At 38.5% G+C, this 13,899-nt stretch carries 14 protein-coding genes and 1 tRNA gene; 12 read left to right on the top strand and 3 right to left on the bottom strand.

Annotated features, from left to right (window positions below; genetic code table 11):
- Positions 1-170: 170 nt before the first annotated feature.
- Positions 171-243: transfer RNA gene (locus ABK01_RS04445), tRNA-Thr, on the bottom strand.
- 200 nt (positions 244-443) lie between these two features.
- Between ABK01_RS04445 and ABK01_RS04440 the strand changes: the two genes are divergently transcribed.
- The 9 genes from ABK01_RS04440 to ABK01_RS04400 all read left to right on the top strand — a co-directional run bounded on the left by ABK01_RS04440 (position 444) and on the right by ABK01_RS04400 (position 9,902).
- The gene (locus ABK01_RS04440) at positions 444-1,511 is read left to right on the top strand and encodes a DNA cytosine methyltransferase (RefSeq protein ID WP_212566246.1); all 1,068 of its coding nucleotides are present in this window, start codon (positions 444-446) and stop codon (positions 1,509-1,511) included.
- Positions 1,508-3,631 (top strand): ATP-binding protein, encoded by a 2,124-nt coding sequence (locus ABK01_RS04435; RefSeq protein ID WP_253676372.1) that lies wholly within the window; start codon positions 1,508-1,510, stop codon positions 3,629-3,631. The genes ABK01_RS04440 and ABK01_RS04435 overlap by 4 nt, the downstream gene beginning before the upstream one ends.
- Before the next feature lie 10 nt (positions 3,632-3,641).
- Positions 3,642-4,946 carry a hypothetical protein gene (locus ABK01_RS04430; protein WP_212566243.1) on the top strand — a complete coding sequence of 435 codons (1,305 nt, stop codon included), beginning with the start codon at positions 3,642-3,644 and terminating at the stop codon, positions 4,944-4,946.
- A 5-nt stretch (positions 4,947-4,951) separates the two neighbouring features.
- Entirely contained in the window at positions 4,952-5,374 is a 423-nt protein-coding gene (locus ABK01_RS04425) for a very short patch repair endonuclease (RefSeq protein ID WP_212566242.1), read from the top strand.
- Between the two features lie 156 nt (positions 5,375-5,530).
- Complete coding sequence (locus ABK01_RS04420) at positions 5,531-6,529, top strand: class I SAM-dependent methyltransferase (RefSeq protein WP_253676371.1); 999 nt, start codon at positions 5,531-5,533, stop codon at positions 6,527-6,529.
- Entirely contained in the window at positions 6,519-6,968 is a 450-nt protein-coding gene (locus tag ABK01_RS04415) for a MarR family winged helix-turn-helix transcriptional regulator (protein ID WP_253676370.1), read from the top strand. The genes ABK01_RS04420 and ABK01_RS04415 overlap by 11 nt, the downstream gene beginning before the upstream one ends.
- 98 nt (positions 6,969-7,066) lie before the next feature.
- A complete protein-coding gene (locus ABK01_RS04410; protein ID WP_253676369.1) occupies positions 7,067-8,134 on the top strand; it encodes an ABC transporter substrate-binding protein in 1,068 nt (355 codons plus the stop codon).
- On the top strand, positions 8,135-9,151 hold the full coding sequence (locus ABK01_RS04405; protein ID WP_253676368.1) for a FecCD family ABC transporter permease: 1,017 nt from the start codon (positions 8,135-8,137) through the stop codon (positions 9,149-9,151).
- Complete coding sequence (locus ABK01_RS04400) at positions 9,144-9,902, top strand: ABC transporter ATP-binding protein (RefSeq protein ID WP_253676367.1); 759 nt, start codon at positions 9,144-9,146, stop codon at positions 9,900-9,902. Before ABK01_RS04405 ends, ABK01_RS04400 begins: the two co-directional genes overlap by 8 nt.
- A gap of 91 nt (positions 9,903-9,993) precedes the next feature.
- On the opposite strand, the gene ABK01_RS04395 is transcribed toward ABK01_RS04400, so the two are convergent.
- Together ABK01_RS04395 and ABK01_RS04390 are read right to left on the bottom strand one after the other, a co-directional pair.
- Positions 9,994-10,311 (bottom strand): HigA family addiction module antitoxin, encoded by a 318-nt coding sequence (locus ABK01_RS04395; protein ID WP_253676366.1) that lies wholly within the window; start codon positions 10,309-10,311, stop codon positions 9,994-9,996.
- Entirely contained in the window at positions 10,286-10,567 is a 282-nt protein-coding gene (locus ABK01_RS04390; RefSeq protein ID WP_253676365.1) for a type II toxin-antitoxin system RelE/ParE family toxin, read from the bottom strand. The genes ABK01_RS04395 and ABK01_RS04390 overlap by 26 nt, the downstream gene beginning before the upstream one ends.
- A gap of 361 nt (positions 10,568-10,928) precedes the next feature.
- On the opposite strand from ABK01_RS04390, the gene ABK01_RS04385 reads away from it, so the two are divergent.
- Genes ABK01_RS04385 through ABK01_RS04375 form a run of 3 tightly spaced genes read left to right on the top strand, consistent with a single transcriptional unit; the run spans position 10,929 to position 13,890 of the window.
- Positions 10,929-11,648, top strand: coding sequence for an energy-coupling factor transporter transmembrane component T (locus tag ABK01_RS04385; RefSeq protein WP_212566234.1), 720 nt, complete (start codon positions 10,929-10,931; stop codon positions 11,646-11,648).
- A 15-nt stretch (positions 11,649-11,663) separates the two neighbouring features.
- On the top strand, positions 11,664-13,289 hold the full coding sequence (locus ABK01_RS04380; RefSeq protein ID WP_253676364.1) for an ABC transporter ATP-binding protein: 1,626 nt from the start codon (positions 11,664-11,666) through the stop codon (positions 13,287-13,289).
- A 4-nt stretch (positions 13,290-13,293) separates the two neighbouring features.
- Positions 13,294-13,890: an MptD family putative ECF transporter S component gene (locus tag ABK01_RS04375; protein WP_253676363.1), complete on the top strand. Its 597-nt coding sequence runs from the start codon at positions 13,294-13,296 to the stop codon at positions 13,888-13,890.
- The last annotated feature ends 9 nt before the right edge of the window (positions 13,891-13,899 follow it).

The following is a 13,899-nucleotide window of genomic DNA, read 5'->3' as shown; positions in this document are numbered from 1 at the left end:
GATTGAAAAAGGATATGAAACAGCCATAGTAAAGACTTTTATCGCAGATACTGGAAGCGGACATGTATTGGTTTTATGTACCGGGGCATAGCATAATCTTTAATATTGTCGTCCCAATTGTTCGAATAACGTATTTTGTAAATAATGATAACACAATCACTTACTAAAAAAGCCAACTCTCGGACTTGAACCGAGTACCTGCACGTTACGAGGGTGCTGCTCTGCCAGGTGAGCTAAGTTGGCAAATAAAACAACCTGAGCCGAGTTGACCGAAAAAGGCTTCCTCAGACAAAGTCTAAATAGTATACGGAAAAAGAACCGTTACGTCAAGGAGCAAACTTGACAACAGGTGCTGCGAAGTTCTTGAGTTTTACGCTCAATTTGTGTTATTATTATAAAAAGTATAGCGAGATGAGTAAAACCGGGGGACGGTGTAGGGATTTATGGAAAGGAAAATTCAATATAAAGCTATCGATTTTTTCTGCGGCGGCGGAGGAATGACCTATGGTCTTCGGCAAGCAGGAATCGATGTTATTGCCGGTATTGATTTTGATAAAGATGCTAAAGCGACATATGAATACAATAACCCTCGCAGCACGTTCATTGAAGTCGACATAAAAGAATTGAAAAGCGAATATTTTGAACATACTTTTAAAATTAAAAGAAATGATGATGAATTGATTTTTGTCGGTTGCAGTCCTTGCCAATTTTACAGCATAATAAATTCCGATAAGACGAAATCCTTGAGATCGAAAGATTTATTATTGGATTTTGCTCGTTTTGTGGAGTATTATAAACCGGGATATGTACTGGTAGAAAATGTTCCTGGAATTATAACAAATAAAGAAAGCATATTACCGGACTTCCTTAATAAATTGAAAAATATAGGGTATGAGAAAGTTGTACATAAAGTTGTGGATATGAACTATTACGGAGTACCGCAACATAGAAGACGATTTTCACTTATTGCTACACGATTGAAAAATGCGAATATTCGATTGCCTAGTGCCGATACAACCGGAATAACACTTGATAAAGTTATCGGTGAAGCAAACGGATTTTCTAAAGTTAAAGCAGGGCATCGTGATAATACCGATTTTAATCATACGGTAGCAGGGTTAAGTGATAAAAGCTTAAGAAGATTGCAAAAAACCAAGCATAACGGAGGGAATAGGTTGGATTGGGCTCATGATGCCGATCTCCAGCTAAAATGTTTTGTAGGTAAGGATAACAACTTTAAAGATACATACGGACGTATGTGGTGGGACAAACCGGCTCCTACAATTACTACAAAGTTTTTTAGCATTTCGAACGGACGTTTCGGACATCCTGATGAAGATAGAGCCTTATCCGTAAGAGAGGGGGCTACGCTACAAACGTTTCCGAAAGACTATGTTTTTAAAACTTCCGGTATTACGGCAACAGCAAAATTAATAGGCAATGCGGTTCCGCCCGAATATGCAAGAAGATTGGGCGAAGTTGTTATAAATTCAATTCAAGGAAAAAAATGAAAGAAGTATTTTCGATAACCCCCAGGATTATTGCTCATTTTGGTGAAGATTTAATCAAGAATGAAAGTATTGCGCTTCTTGAACTGGTTAAAAATTCGTACGATGCATGTGCAAATACCTGTACTATAGATTTTAATACGGAAAATGAGGAATTGAAATCATTGATGATTACCGATGACGGCTTTGGCATGAATCTAAACACAATCAAAACCGTATGGCTTGTTATCGGAACGGATTTTAAGCATAAAAGATTGGAACCTAATTGTTGTGGAAGATTCCCTTTGGGAGAAAAGGGTATTGGTCGTCTCGGAATTCATAAATTAGGAAATAAAATCACACTGATTAGTAAAACGGAAAGCGCTAAAGAAGTGCATCTCAGCATTAATTGGATAACCCTAAATCAGGTAAAAAAAATAAACGATTTTACTATCGAAGTTGATGAAAATGAGATGCCTATTTATTTTAAAGACGGAAAAACCGGTACGCGAATTATAATCAATGACCTTAAAACAACTTGGGATAGACGGCAAATAAGAGAGGTTTATAGAAATCTAACATCTTTAAACAGTCCGTTTTCCGGAGCAAACGATTCGTTTAAAGTAAATATACGTAGTAACTCAAATCTTTTTTCCGGTCTTCCCTCTTTTGAGGACATCAAAGACAGCGGTCTGTATTTTGGGCATTGTGTAATGAAAGGGCGATTAATTGAGAACTTTCAATACGAATTTAAACCGTGGACTTCTTTATCCAAGGTTGATAAAGGACGTAATTTGACGAAGATGGATTTAATTGAAGAGGACCTTCATATTAAAGGCATCAAAGAAGTAATAAACGAAACAGGTAAAAAGAAAAATGTAGAATACTATATTGATTTAAACGATTTCGAAATCGGAGACATAGAGTTTGATGTCATCATTTATGAAATGGACGCTCAAATTTTCAACTTCGTCAATGCGGAAAAATCAAGTATAAAATCATATTTAAAAGAAAATGGAGGGGTTCGTGTTTATCGGGACGATGTTCGGGTTTACGACTATGGAGAAAGAGATAATGATTGGCTTGGAATAGATTTGAAACGTGTTCATAGGGTCGGTGGTAACGTGAGTAACAATATCATTTTAGGCTCCGTTAAGTTAAAGCGTTCGCAAAGTTTCGGACTCAAAGAAAAAACCAATAGAGAAGGGTTTATTGAAAACGATTCTTATATAGCATTAGTCGATGCGGTTGATTATGCTTTATCATTGATTGTTAGGGAACGTAATGTTGATAAAGCGATATTAACAACACTTTACAAAAAAGATAAAGTGATAGAACCTGTTCTTTCCGATTTAAATGATGTTATTGAATTGGTAGAAAACAAAGTTACGGAAAAAGAGACTAAAGATGAAATCTTAAAGTATTTATATCGAATAAATGAACAATATAGAGAGGTCAAGGAAGTTCTTATAAAGAGTGCCAACGCCGGATTAAATTTAAGTGTTGTTATTCACGAAATTGAAAAACAGGTAGCGGCATTAATCGGATATGCGAATAGTGGAGAGACAGAGCATATTATTGCTATTTCACTTAATCTCGAAAAGATTGTTCGCGGATATTCGGCTATGATAAGAAAGTCTTCGATTGGAGAAACTAAATTATCATCGATTGTTTTGACAGCGTTAGACAATTATTCGTTCCGATTTTCCGACCATAAAATAGAAGTTTTTGATAACTGCAAAGAGAATTCATTAAAGGCGTATTTAGCAGAGGCTGAATCTATTTCGGCATTGACTAATTTATTGGATAATTCAATATTTTGGCTTAGTTATGCACGCAAAGGTAACAGAATGATTTCCCTATATATAACAGACCAAATAAAAGGATATAATTCGATTATCATTTCCGACAATGGACCGGGATTCAATATTCCGACGGATGTTGCCGTTCAACCGTTTATTACAGGTAAACCGCATAATATAGGCATGGGGCTAGGCTTACATATTGCTAACGAAATGATGAGAGCAATGAAAGGTCAACTATTATTTTTGGATGAAAATGATATTGAATTGCCGAAAGATGTTAAAAAAAATCAAATTAATAAAGCGATTATTGCACTTTGTTTTCCAAAAGAAAAAAAATAAAGGAACAACTATGATAACTGATTTTATTGATAGTGTTATAATTATTGATGACCAAGAAAAAGAAATAGAAGAACTTGCAAAACAATTGCAAGGCGAAGATATTTCAGTAAAAATACAGTTAATCGATCCTCAAGATAAGCAATTTAAGAATATAATACCTTTAAAAAAATACAGACAACTTATTTTTATGGACTTATCATTAGACGATAGTATCAATATAAAAAACAATATTTCCACGGAAATCAGACCGATACTGTTAAAAATTCTGCCTGCAACAAAAGGGTGTTACGGCTTAGTGGTTTGGTCTAAACATACGGAGGATATTTCAATATTAAAAGAAAAATTACTGGAGGATAAAGACAAATATTGCTTACCCATGTTTATCGTATCGTTTGATAAATCTAAATATTTGCAAAATGGGTACAATGGAATTTTGGAAGATTTGAAAAATATATTACAAAATGATAAGGCCGCATATTTTTTTGTAAATTGGATGAGTTCTGTTAAATCTGCTAGTGGTAAGGCAATATCAGATATATATTCTTTAGTTGCGGATTATGATAAACAAAAAACCGAATTGATGTATATCCTGTATAAAATGGCACTGAACCATACCGGAATACCGGATGATCAAGTAGTAGGATACGATTTAACAACCGATGCATATAAAGCATTTGATGAATTACTTTATTCTGATTTAACAAATCAGCAGTGTGAAAGTGATGTAAATATTTTCGATTCTATTCCTCAAAATCCATGGAGAAATAATTTACAAGAAGAACTATTTAATTATGCTAAATTAAATACCAAACAGTTTATAGATGGTATTAACATAAAACAAGATATTATCGTTCCAGGAAATATTTATAAAATTATAGAAAATAAGTCTGATTTTAAAATACAAAATCAACCAAAGAACTCAATATCTATTGGAATAGAATTGACACCGCCATGTGATTTTTCTCATAAAAAAATTAATTCAAAATTAGTTAGAGGTTTTATATATGATCTTTCAAGCAGCGATAATGATAAAATTTGGAAATTTATGAATATTACATTCAAAGGAGATAATAAATATCTTTTTTGGCCTATAGAAATAGATACCAAGCCTTGCGTGCTTTGTTTTGATTTCCGATATACTTTTATGTTTTCAGATGAAAATCTTAAAGATGATTCAAAATATAGAATTATATTTAGAGCAAAATCGAAATTATTTGCCGATATTTTACAAAAATATTCCTCCTATTCTGCTAGATTGGGAATTTCCAATATCATCCCGGAATTAAGTGACCCTTTAAAAAATAATAAAGAATAGAATATATGCCTGATATTTTTTCAAAATCAAAGAGATCGGATATTATGTCAAAAATATCGGGAAAGGAAACAAAACCTGAGATATTGGTACGTAAATATCTTTTTGCACATGGATTTCGTTATAGAAAGAATGTAAAAAAATTACCGGGAAAGCCGGATATAGTTTTGCCTAAATACAAAACTATAATATTTGTCAACGGCTGTTTTTGGCACGGACACGAAAATTGTAAAAAATCCGCATTACCGACAACTAATACGGAATTCTGGAAAGAAAAAATATCCGCTAATGTTATTCGCGATAAAAAAGTCTTTACTGAATTGCATAGCATGGGGTATAAAGTACTGATTATATGGCAGTGTGAATTAACCGTAAAAAAAAGAAAAATGACTTTGGACATACTTGTAAAAGAATTAAAATCATGCCACTAACCTTCGCTTCCAGTCTCGACTAGTAACAGATATCCGTTAAATCCATTGCCGGTTTATTTCCGTGCATCCTATCCCTTTTCCCTTTGACAAAAAACCGGAGTTTATGTATTATATATGTATGCCTAGCATACAATAGAGGTGATACAAGGACGATGCATGAAATCCGCTTTGAAATATTATGCAAAACTCGATGCGCTATTGGACGCACATATTTTTTTCACAGCACTTGAACTCGATATTTTTACGGCATTAGATAACGGTAAAACAGCGGAAGAGACTGCGGCAGCTCTATCGGTTGACACCGACCAATACGGCGGTCTTAATTTCGGCAGTCCACAATCCATAAAAATATTGTTAGATGTGCTTACCGTACAAGGGCTTATAACCGTTGATGGAAACTGCTATCGTAATACCGATGAAACACGGCAGTTTTTATCCCGGTCGGGCGGCTCGTATATAGGCGAGGTGTTGCTGTACCGAAAACGGTTATCGGATATATGCGATGAAACGGAAGCCGTATCCGAAACCGCAAGCGCTCAGCCTGTTTTTGATTTTGCCGAAATGGCACGGATTACCGCAAGGGAAATAGCCGTGTTAAGAAAAGAACCGCTGCTGATGCTGATTAAAAAACTTGACCTTACGCCGCAAAAGGTTCTTGACTTAGGCGGTGGTTCAGGCTCACTGCTTATTGCGGTAGCGGAGACATATAAAAAATGTAAAGGCGTTCTTTTTGAGCAAAAAGATGTTGCCTCTATTGCACAGGGCTACATCGACACTTCTCCGGCAAAAAATCGTATTTCAATTATGGAAGGAAATTTTCTTTCTGATGATATCGGCGAAGGGTACGACTTCATAATTGCTTCAGGTATTTTTCCGTTTGCGCAAGCGATGCTCGAACCTCTTGTCGAAAAAATAAGTAACGCGCTGCAAAAAGGTGGAGTATTATTGGTGTACGATACCGCTTTCGCAGCGGAAAAAGACAAACCGCGGTATGCAGCGCGATGGTTGAAGGGGAATCTCAAACGAGAAAATCAATTTCCGTCAAAAGAGATGATTATTGAAGCCTTGAGTTCCGTCAATTTGAAAGAAATAACGGCAGACTCCGACGGTTTATATCCGGTTATCATATTTCGGAAGGTGTGCGATGACAAATAAAAACACCGTAATTGAACGGTATATCGCGTTTGTAGAAAAAATTGCAAACGGAAAAAACAACACGCTCTCATTTGCCGGAAAGGATATGACATTCTACCGCGGTGAAATTCATATCATAAAAAAGATAGGAGATCATCCGGGGATATTTAGTTCGGAAATTGCCCACGAGATGGGGATTACCCGTGCGGTTATTCACAAAACTTTACTGAAACTTGAGGAACGCGGGTTTGTAGAAAAAGAATCGGATACGGAAGATAAAAAAAGAAAAAAATTATTTTTAACAAAACGGGGACAGGCAGCATATACCGCACATGAGCAGTATCATCAAAGATGCGATAAATCTTTTTTTGACTTTATCGATTCGCTTAATGAACAAGAATGTGCTCTTATTGAATGCTTTTTAGAAAAAGCAAATGAGATGATAGAAAAACATTTTTAAAAAGTTTACAAAAGTTTTATTATTTTTGCAAATTAAACCTAAGGAATATCTCTAAAAACTGCGGCTTTTAGAGGTTCCCTATTATTATGGAGGAAAATATGAATAAAAAATTTATTTATGCGGTTTTGATTTCCGCATTGAGCTTCACCCTTTTTGCTGCAGGGCAAAAAGAATCGTACGATGCAGAAAAACCGGAGCGGAGCCAACAGCGAACTCGTATTGTCAATTTATCGCCGCCTATTTATTCGATGTTGCTGACTTTTCCGCATCTTGCAGATTCCGTTGTCGGTGTAAATCAGCGGACTTTTTCAACATCAAATCCGCAAGTATTGCAAATCGTAAGTCCCGGAGCAAAAAACATCGACACTTCGTTTGTCAATAACGATTTTACAATTAATGTTGAAAGTCTTGCAGCATTGCATCCTTCGCTGATTATCTATTACGGAGAGTTTGAGAAAAAGAATTTAGCAAATATCGACACGCCAATGCTGAATATGTACTTAAAAGATATGAATCCGCAAACACTAACGGAAAAATGGGAATCGCTGCTTGCAAATACTTTTCAGATAAAAAATCCCGAACGGTTCAAAATGCAATGGCAAGAAACAAATGCGCTTGCCGAAAAAATTTTGAATACGGGCGAACGTAAAAAATTAAGAGCGCTCTTTATTTTCAGCTATCTTGGCGGAAAGATTACGGTAAGCGGAAAGAACAGTTATGGAGACGCATTCTTAAAAATGGCAGGTTTTGAAAACAGTGCTGCAGTGGAAGGCTTTGCGAACGGGGCAGGACAAGCGGCGGTTTCTCTGGAGCAGATTCATGCGTGGAATCCCGATGTGATTTTTATCAATAATATGCGGATTGGAAAAAGCGTAACTGCCGCTGCGCATATTTTGCAGAACAAAGTAGAGGGCGTCGATTGGTCGTTTATTACTGCAGTAAAAGAAAAATGCGTATTCGATATTCCGCAAGGAACATACAGCTGGGGAATGCCGTGCGCCGATTCTCCTTTAGTACCACTTTGGATGCTGATGAAAGTGTATCCCGACCGTTATACAGAAACTGAATTTAAAGAAAAGGTCAAACGGTATTACAAGGAAATGTATGCCGCCGATTTACCGGATGCGGTTATCAGCAATATGCTTCAACCGATAGAAATACAATAAATGCACGGGTACGATTATGCGGCATATCGGAAAATACTTATTTCCGGTATAACGCTATTAGCGATCACTGCGATTGCTTCCTGCTTTATCGGGCGGTTTTCAATTACACCGTCCGATATTGTAAAGCTTGTTATACGGCAAACGGTTGAAAACGGCGACGTAAAGCGGCATATTTTATTTGATATCCGTCTTCCGCGTGTGATACTCTCGATTATGGTAGGATCCGCTCTTGCATTAGCCGGCACGGCGATGCAAGGTATTTTGCAAAATCCGCTTGCAAGTCCCGATGTTTTGGGAACCGCTTCAGCTTCGGGTTTCGGCGCGGCGGTGGGGATTCTTTTTTTCGGTAATAATATCTTCGCAACGCTCATACTCTCTTTTACCGCAGGATTGCTCAGTATCTTTTTAGTGGTTGCGTTGTGCAGATTGAAAAAAGATTTTTCAGTTTTATCTATTGTTTTAAGCGGCATCATTATCTCATCGCTATTTGTTTCTATGCTTTCCATCCTAAAATTTGCAGCGGATCCAAACGATACTCTGCCCGCAATTACGTTTTGGCTTATGGGCAGTTTTGCTTCCTCCGGTACTGCGCACATTACTTTCATTCTGATTCCGTTCTTGGTGGGAACAGGTATGTTATATGTATTACGCTGGAAATTAAATATTTTATCGCTCGGAGATGACGAAGCAACAATTGCCGGTGTACATCCAAAACTGGTGAAAGGCATAACGCTCGGCGCTGCGACTATACTGATTGCTTCTGCCGTTACGGTAAGCGGTATGATCGGATGGATAGGGCTTGTGGTTCCCCATGCAACTAGAAAAATTATCGGTGCAAATCACGGATATGTGTTGCCGCTTTCAAGCGTATTCGGCGCTTTGTTCATGCTGTGTTCCGATACCGTTGCACGAACACTCGGGTTTTCGGAAATTCCTATTGGTATCATCACATCGCTTGCCGGAGCACCGCTTTTCGCCTTTCTTTTCTTGTTTAAGGATGAACCCATACATGAATAACATAGTCGAAGTGAAGTGCGCCTCTTTTGGATATAACCGTATGAAACCGATTTTGCACGATATTTCATTTACGGTGAATGAAGGAGAAATACTTGCCGTTATGGGATGCAACGGAATAGGGAAAACAACGTTGTTGAAATGCATTGCAGGCATATTCGAATGGACTGCAGGAGCTTCTTTTATTATGAACCGCCCCTCAAAAGAAGCGCATCGATTTTTGGCGTATGTGCCGCAGGCAAAAGCGCTGTCTTTCGCTTACACTGTGTTGGACTTTGTTTCATTCGGCAGGTGCGGTGTAAACCGATACTTTGCAGCGCCTTCAAAAAAAGATTATGAAATGAGCGAAAAAATTCTTGGCGATTTGCATATCAGTCATTTGAAAAACAAAAACTGTAACCGGTTAAGCGGAGGAGAAATGCAAATGGCATACATCGCAAAGGCATTGGTTTCTCAGCCGCGTCTTCTTATCCTCGATGAACCGGAATCAAACTTGGACTTTTATAATCAAGCGCAGCTTTTAAATATACTACAAACACTTTCAAAATCGAACCGTACCACCATCATCATTAATTCGCATTATATTCAAAATATTATCCGCATTGCAGATAAGGGATTATTACTTGCCGACCAAACCTATCTTTTCGGCGACATCCGCGAGGTCATCACACAAGAAAACATACAATCTTTTTTCAACGCAAATGTGGAAATTGTACAGGTTAATACGTCAACCGCCTTGTTGTTGAAAACATAATGGAATGAAGCATTTTAGTAGGTCAATCTAACATTCGCTTAACCTGCATTGCCGCAAAGGCAATGTTAGGTTGAAGCGGGTATTAGACGATCTATGCATATGTATATGTTTTTATTGTCCCAAATTCTAGGGAATGATTATTGTTTTCTTCTTCTAAATCATAAAGATTCTGAAGATTGAGCCAGAATTCTGCTGTAGTCCCAAAGAATTTTGAAAATCTGATTGCCGTATCCGCAGTAATTGAACGCTTTCCGTGAATTATTTCTGAGATTCTTGTTTCAGGAACATTAATTTCTTTTGCTAGACGATACGCAGAAATATTCATCGCATCTAAAAAATCTTCTTTAAGAATTTCTCCGGGATGAACATTCGATAATTTTTCATCAGTGATAATCTGCGATTCTAACATTATATGCACCTCCATTTTCAAACTTAAATACGATTCGCCATTGAGCATTTATTCTGATTGAATAAAATCCATCTAAATTCCCAACAAGTTTTTCTAAACGATTGCCGGGAGGGATCCTTAAATCTTCTATAACTTTTGCAGCCTCAATCATTCGAAGTTTTTTTCTTGCAACATTCTGAATTGTTTGAGGTAACTTTTTACTTTTCTTACCGTTGCGTATGGATTCTGTTTCTATATCATCAAAACTTCTTATCATACCCCTATACTAATGCTAAACAGAAGTAATTGTCAAGAAGAACACAATGTTAAAGTACAAATTATCATGCTGTAAGGCATCCGTCTAGCATCCCTTCAACTTTTTCGCCGCCTCAATCATCTACTCTTCGGGTGGGTCTTTCCGGCGAACAAAATATTTTCCCAAATTATTTCGGGAAGCCGATGCACAGTATATCCGCAAGACCGCAGTGTAGCGTATCCAGATTGAAATATACCTCCCGCTCTTATGCTCCCAGCCAAAAGATATAGCAAAAAGACAATCCTTTGACATTTTGATAGCCGCCGCTAACTTATATAACTATGATAGCATAAAAGATTTTGGTATGTGGTAAAAGATTACTATGAAAGAAAACAAAACGGCCGTATTCGATGTGAGAACGCTTCTTTTGTTAGATATATTGATTATGATATTTATGCTTATTTCCGGAAAGCCGGAGGTAACGCTTAGCGCTTTTATGCTTGCTGCGGCAGTGCCGGTCATAACGGGATTATACGGCGTTCTGTTGTGTTATGCGCTTTTGTTTGCGGGACTGTTTGTCTATTATCAGTTCATCTTTCACAGCGCTATACAGGGGTTTCACTCCGCCGTTTTTTCCGTTATCGGTGTTTTCTCTTTTATTGTGCAGCGGATTATCCCTTTTATGCTGCTCGGAACGGTAATACAAAAGCAAAAAAATATTTCGGAGATCACCACAGCGCTTGAACGTATGCATCTTCCGAAGGGTATTATCCTCAGCATAGCGGTTATGTTCCGATATGTCCCGTCAATCAAAGACGATCTTTTCATTATCATCGATGCGATGAAGCTGAAAGGTTTGTATACGTCAAAACGAGCTGCCCTCATCCATCCGATAAGAACGATGGAATTTGTGCTTGTGCCGATGCTATTTAAAAGTCTCAAGACCGCGGAAGAACTTTCCTGCACAGCATTGGTTAAGGGAATTGAAAACACCGGTAAGAAAACATCGTATTTTGATGTCAGGCTTCGAGTCGCTGACGTTGTGTTTTTACTCACTGCAATCACGTTGTTGACGGCAAGTGCAAACATAAAGTTATTTTGAGAAAGAGTGCTCCGTATGATTAAACTGAACGATGTAAGCTATCAATATAACGGCGCGGTTGTGCAGGCGATTCAACACATATCCTTGTCCGTCAAAAAAGGAGAGCTGGCGGTTATCACCGGAAAAAGCGGTTGCGGGAAGTCAACATTATTCCGCTGTATAAACGGACTGTGTCCGCGTTTTTATGAAGGAGAAATAAAGGGCTGTCTTACATTAAACGGCAACGCTGTTGCGGCTATGAGTATGTGCGCGCTCTCAAAAAGTGCGGCATCCGTTTTTCAAAATCCTGAAAGTCAGTTTTTTACAACCGATGTACTTTCCGACCTTGTGTATCCGTGTGAAAATTACGGCATACAAAAAGAAGAAATAGAGCGGCGACTGAAATACGTTACGGAATTGTTATCGCTGGAGCCGCTTCTAAACAAAAAACTTTCCGAACTATCCGGAGGCGAAAAACAAAAAGTTGCCATCGCTTCGGTTTTAATGTTGGATACTAAAATAGTGCTGATGGATGAGCCGTCTTCCAATCTCGATTATCGATCCGTTGAATTGCTTACACAAATACTTGCACAGCTAAAATCAAAAGGTTACACGATACTCATCATCGAGCACCGGCTGCATTATTTGGCGGAACTCTGTGACCGGCTCATCGTAATGGAAAACGGCAGCATCGTACGGGAATACAAAAAAGATGCATTACACAACGTAAGTAATGACGTATTCCACAAGCAGCAGCTTCGCGCTTTGCATCTGTTCGACAATACGCTCACGACCGTGCCTACTCCTCAGCCTCAAACGAAAGGCGAACCGTTGGCGACGCTTTGCGATATTTATTTTGCATATCATAAAAGTGCGGAGGTTTTGAAAGGAATTGATCTTTTAATCTACCCCGGAGATAAAATCGCTTTAATCGGTAAAAACGGCTGCGGAAAAACAACACTGGGAAAAATCCTCTGCGGGTTACAAAAGGAGCAGCGCGGCACATTACTCTTTAACGGAGACGTATTCCCGGTAAAGGCGCGTAGCAGGACGGCTGCGTACGTGATGCAAAATGTTGACTTTCAGCTTTTCGGGTGCAGCGTGTATGACGATTTACTGCTCGGCAACGAATCGATGCCTGATCGGGAAAACCGGATACAAAGTGTGCTCACAGCGCTCGACCTTTCGGCGCTGCAAGCACAGCACCCGACCACACTATCGATGGGACAAAAACAGCGTTTAGTGGTCGCATCATCATTTTTGCAAAATAAACGGCTCACTATTTTTGACGAACCGACAAGCGGTTTGGATTACGGCAGTATGAAAAATGTCTGCACACTCATCGATTCGATAACGGGGACTTCAAACGCCTCCATAATTATCACACATGATTATGAGTTCATTTTGAACACTTGCAACAGAGTGGTTCTTTTGGAAGACGGACGGATAAAAGAAGATTTAACTTTGGTTGCTAAAATAGCGCAACCAAAGTTAAATGACGAGTTTGCTCATCGCAAACATCGCTTATTAAACGTATGCGCTGACGCGCATGAATGCAACGGTTTCAAAAATTCATATTTTGTTCAGCCGTTGCATTGTAAGGAAGATTTTCCATTGAACGGCACGATGAAGCTCGAACATATTTTTAAAGAGAGGTTATAAAGGTATGAACGCAGAAAACAATCGCTGGAAAATCAGCCACTTTGTTTTGATCGGTTTAATGGCGGCGATTTATGCAGCTGTTATTTATGGAGTCGGGATGTTGACAGCTGTTACTATTCCCATTATGCACGTGTTTGCTCCCAGTATGACGGGAATTTTGATGGGACCTATCGTGCTTTTTGTTGTAAAGACTGTTCGGCGATTCGGCGTGTTGACGCTGCTGGCAGGACTGGGTGTCGCGCTCTTTACGCTGACGGGAATGGGGAGTATTAACTGTCTGATTTTTGTTGTGATTGCAGGTTTGATAAGCGATGTGATTATCACAAAAACAGGGTTCAAAACACTTTCAATCGCTGCATGTCACGGACTTACACAGGCAGCATATTTTGGCGGAGGAGTGTTTCCTTTCATTTTCTTTTTAGAGCGGGAATTGGCGAAGTGGCAGGAAATGGGCATGAGCTTGGACGAGATACGTGAATATGTACAATACTTTACCGGCGCCTTTGCTGTAATAGGACTTGTATCCGCTGTTGTCTTCGGCATTGCAGGCGTGTATATCGGCAAGCTCATCTTAAAACGGCATTTTAAGGATATGGACTAGGAGATTGCC

Origin of the sequence: Treponema sp. OMZ 305 (assembly GCF_024181325.1) — a bacterium.
GTDB lineage: Bacteria > Spirochaetota > Spirochaetia > Treponematales > Treponemataceae > Treponema.
Note: the sequence above shows the minus strand (reverse complement) of the source record. Positions and strands in the feature narration are given on the sequence as shown.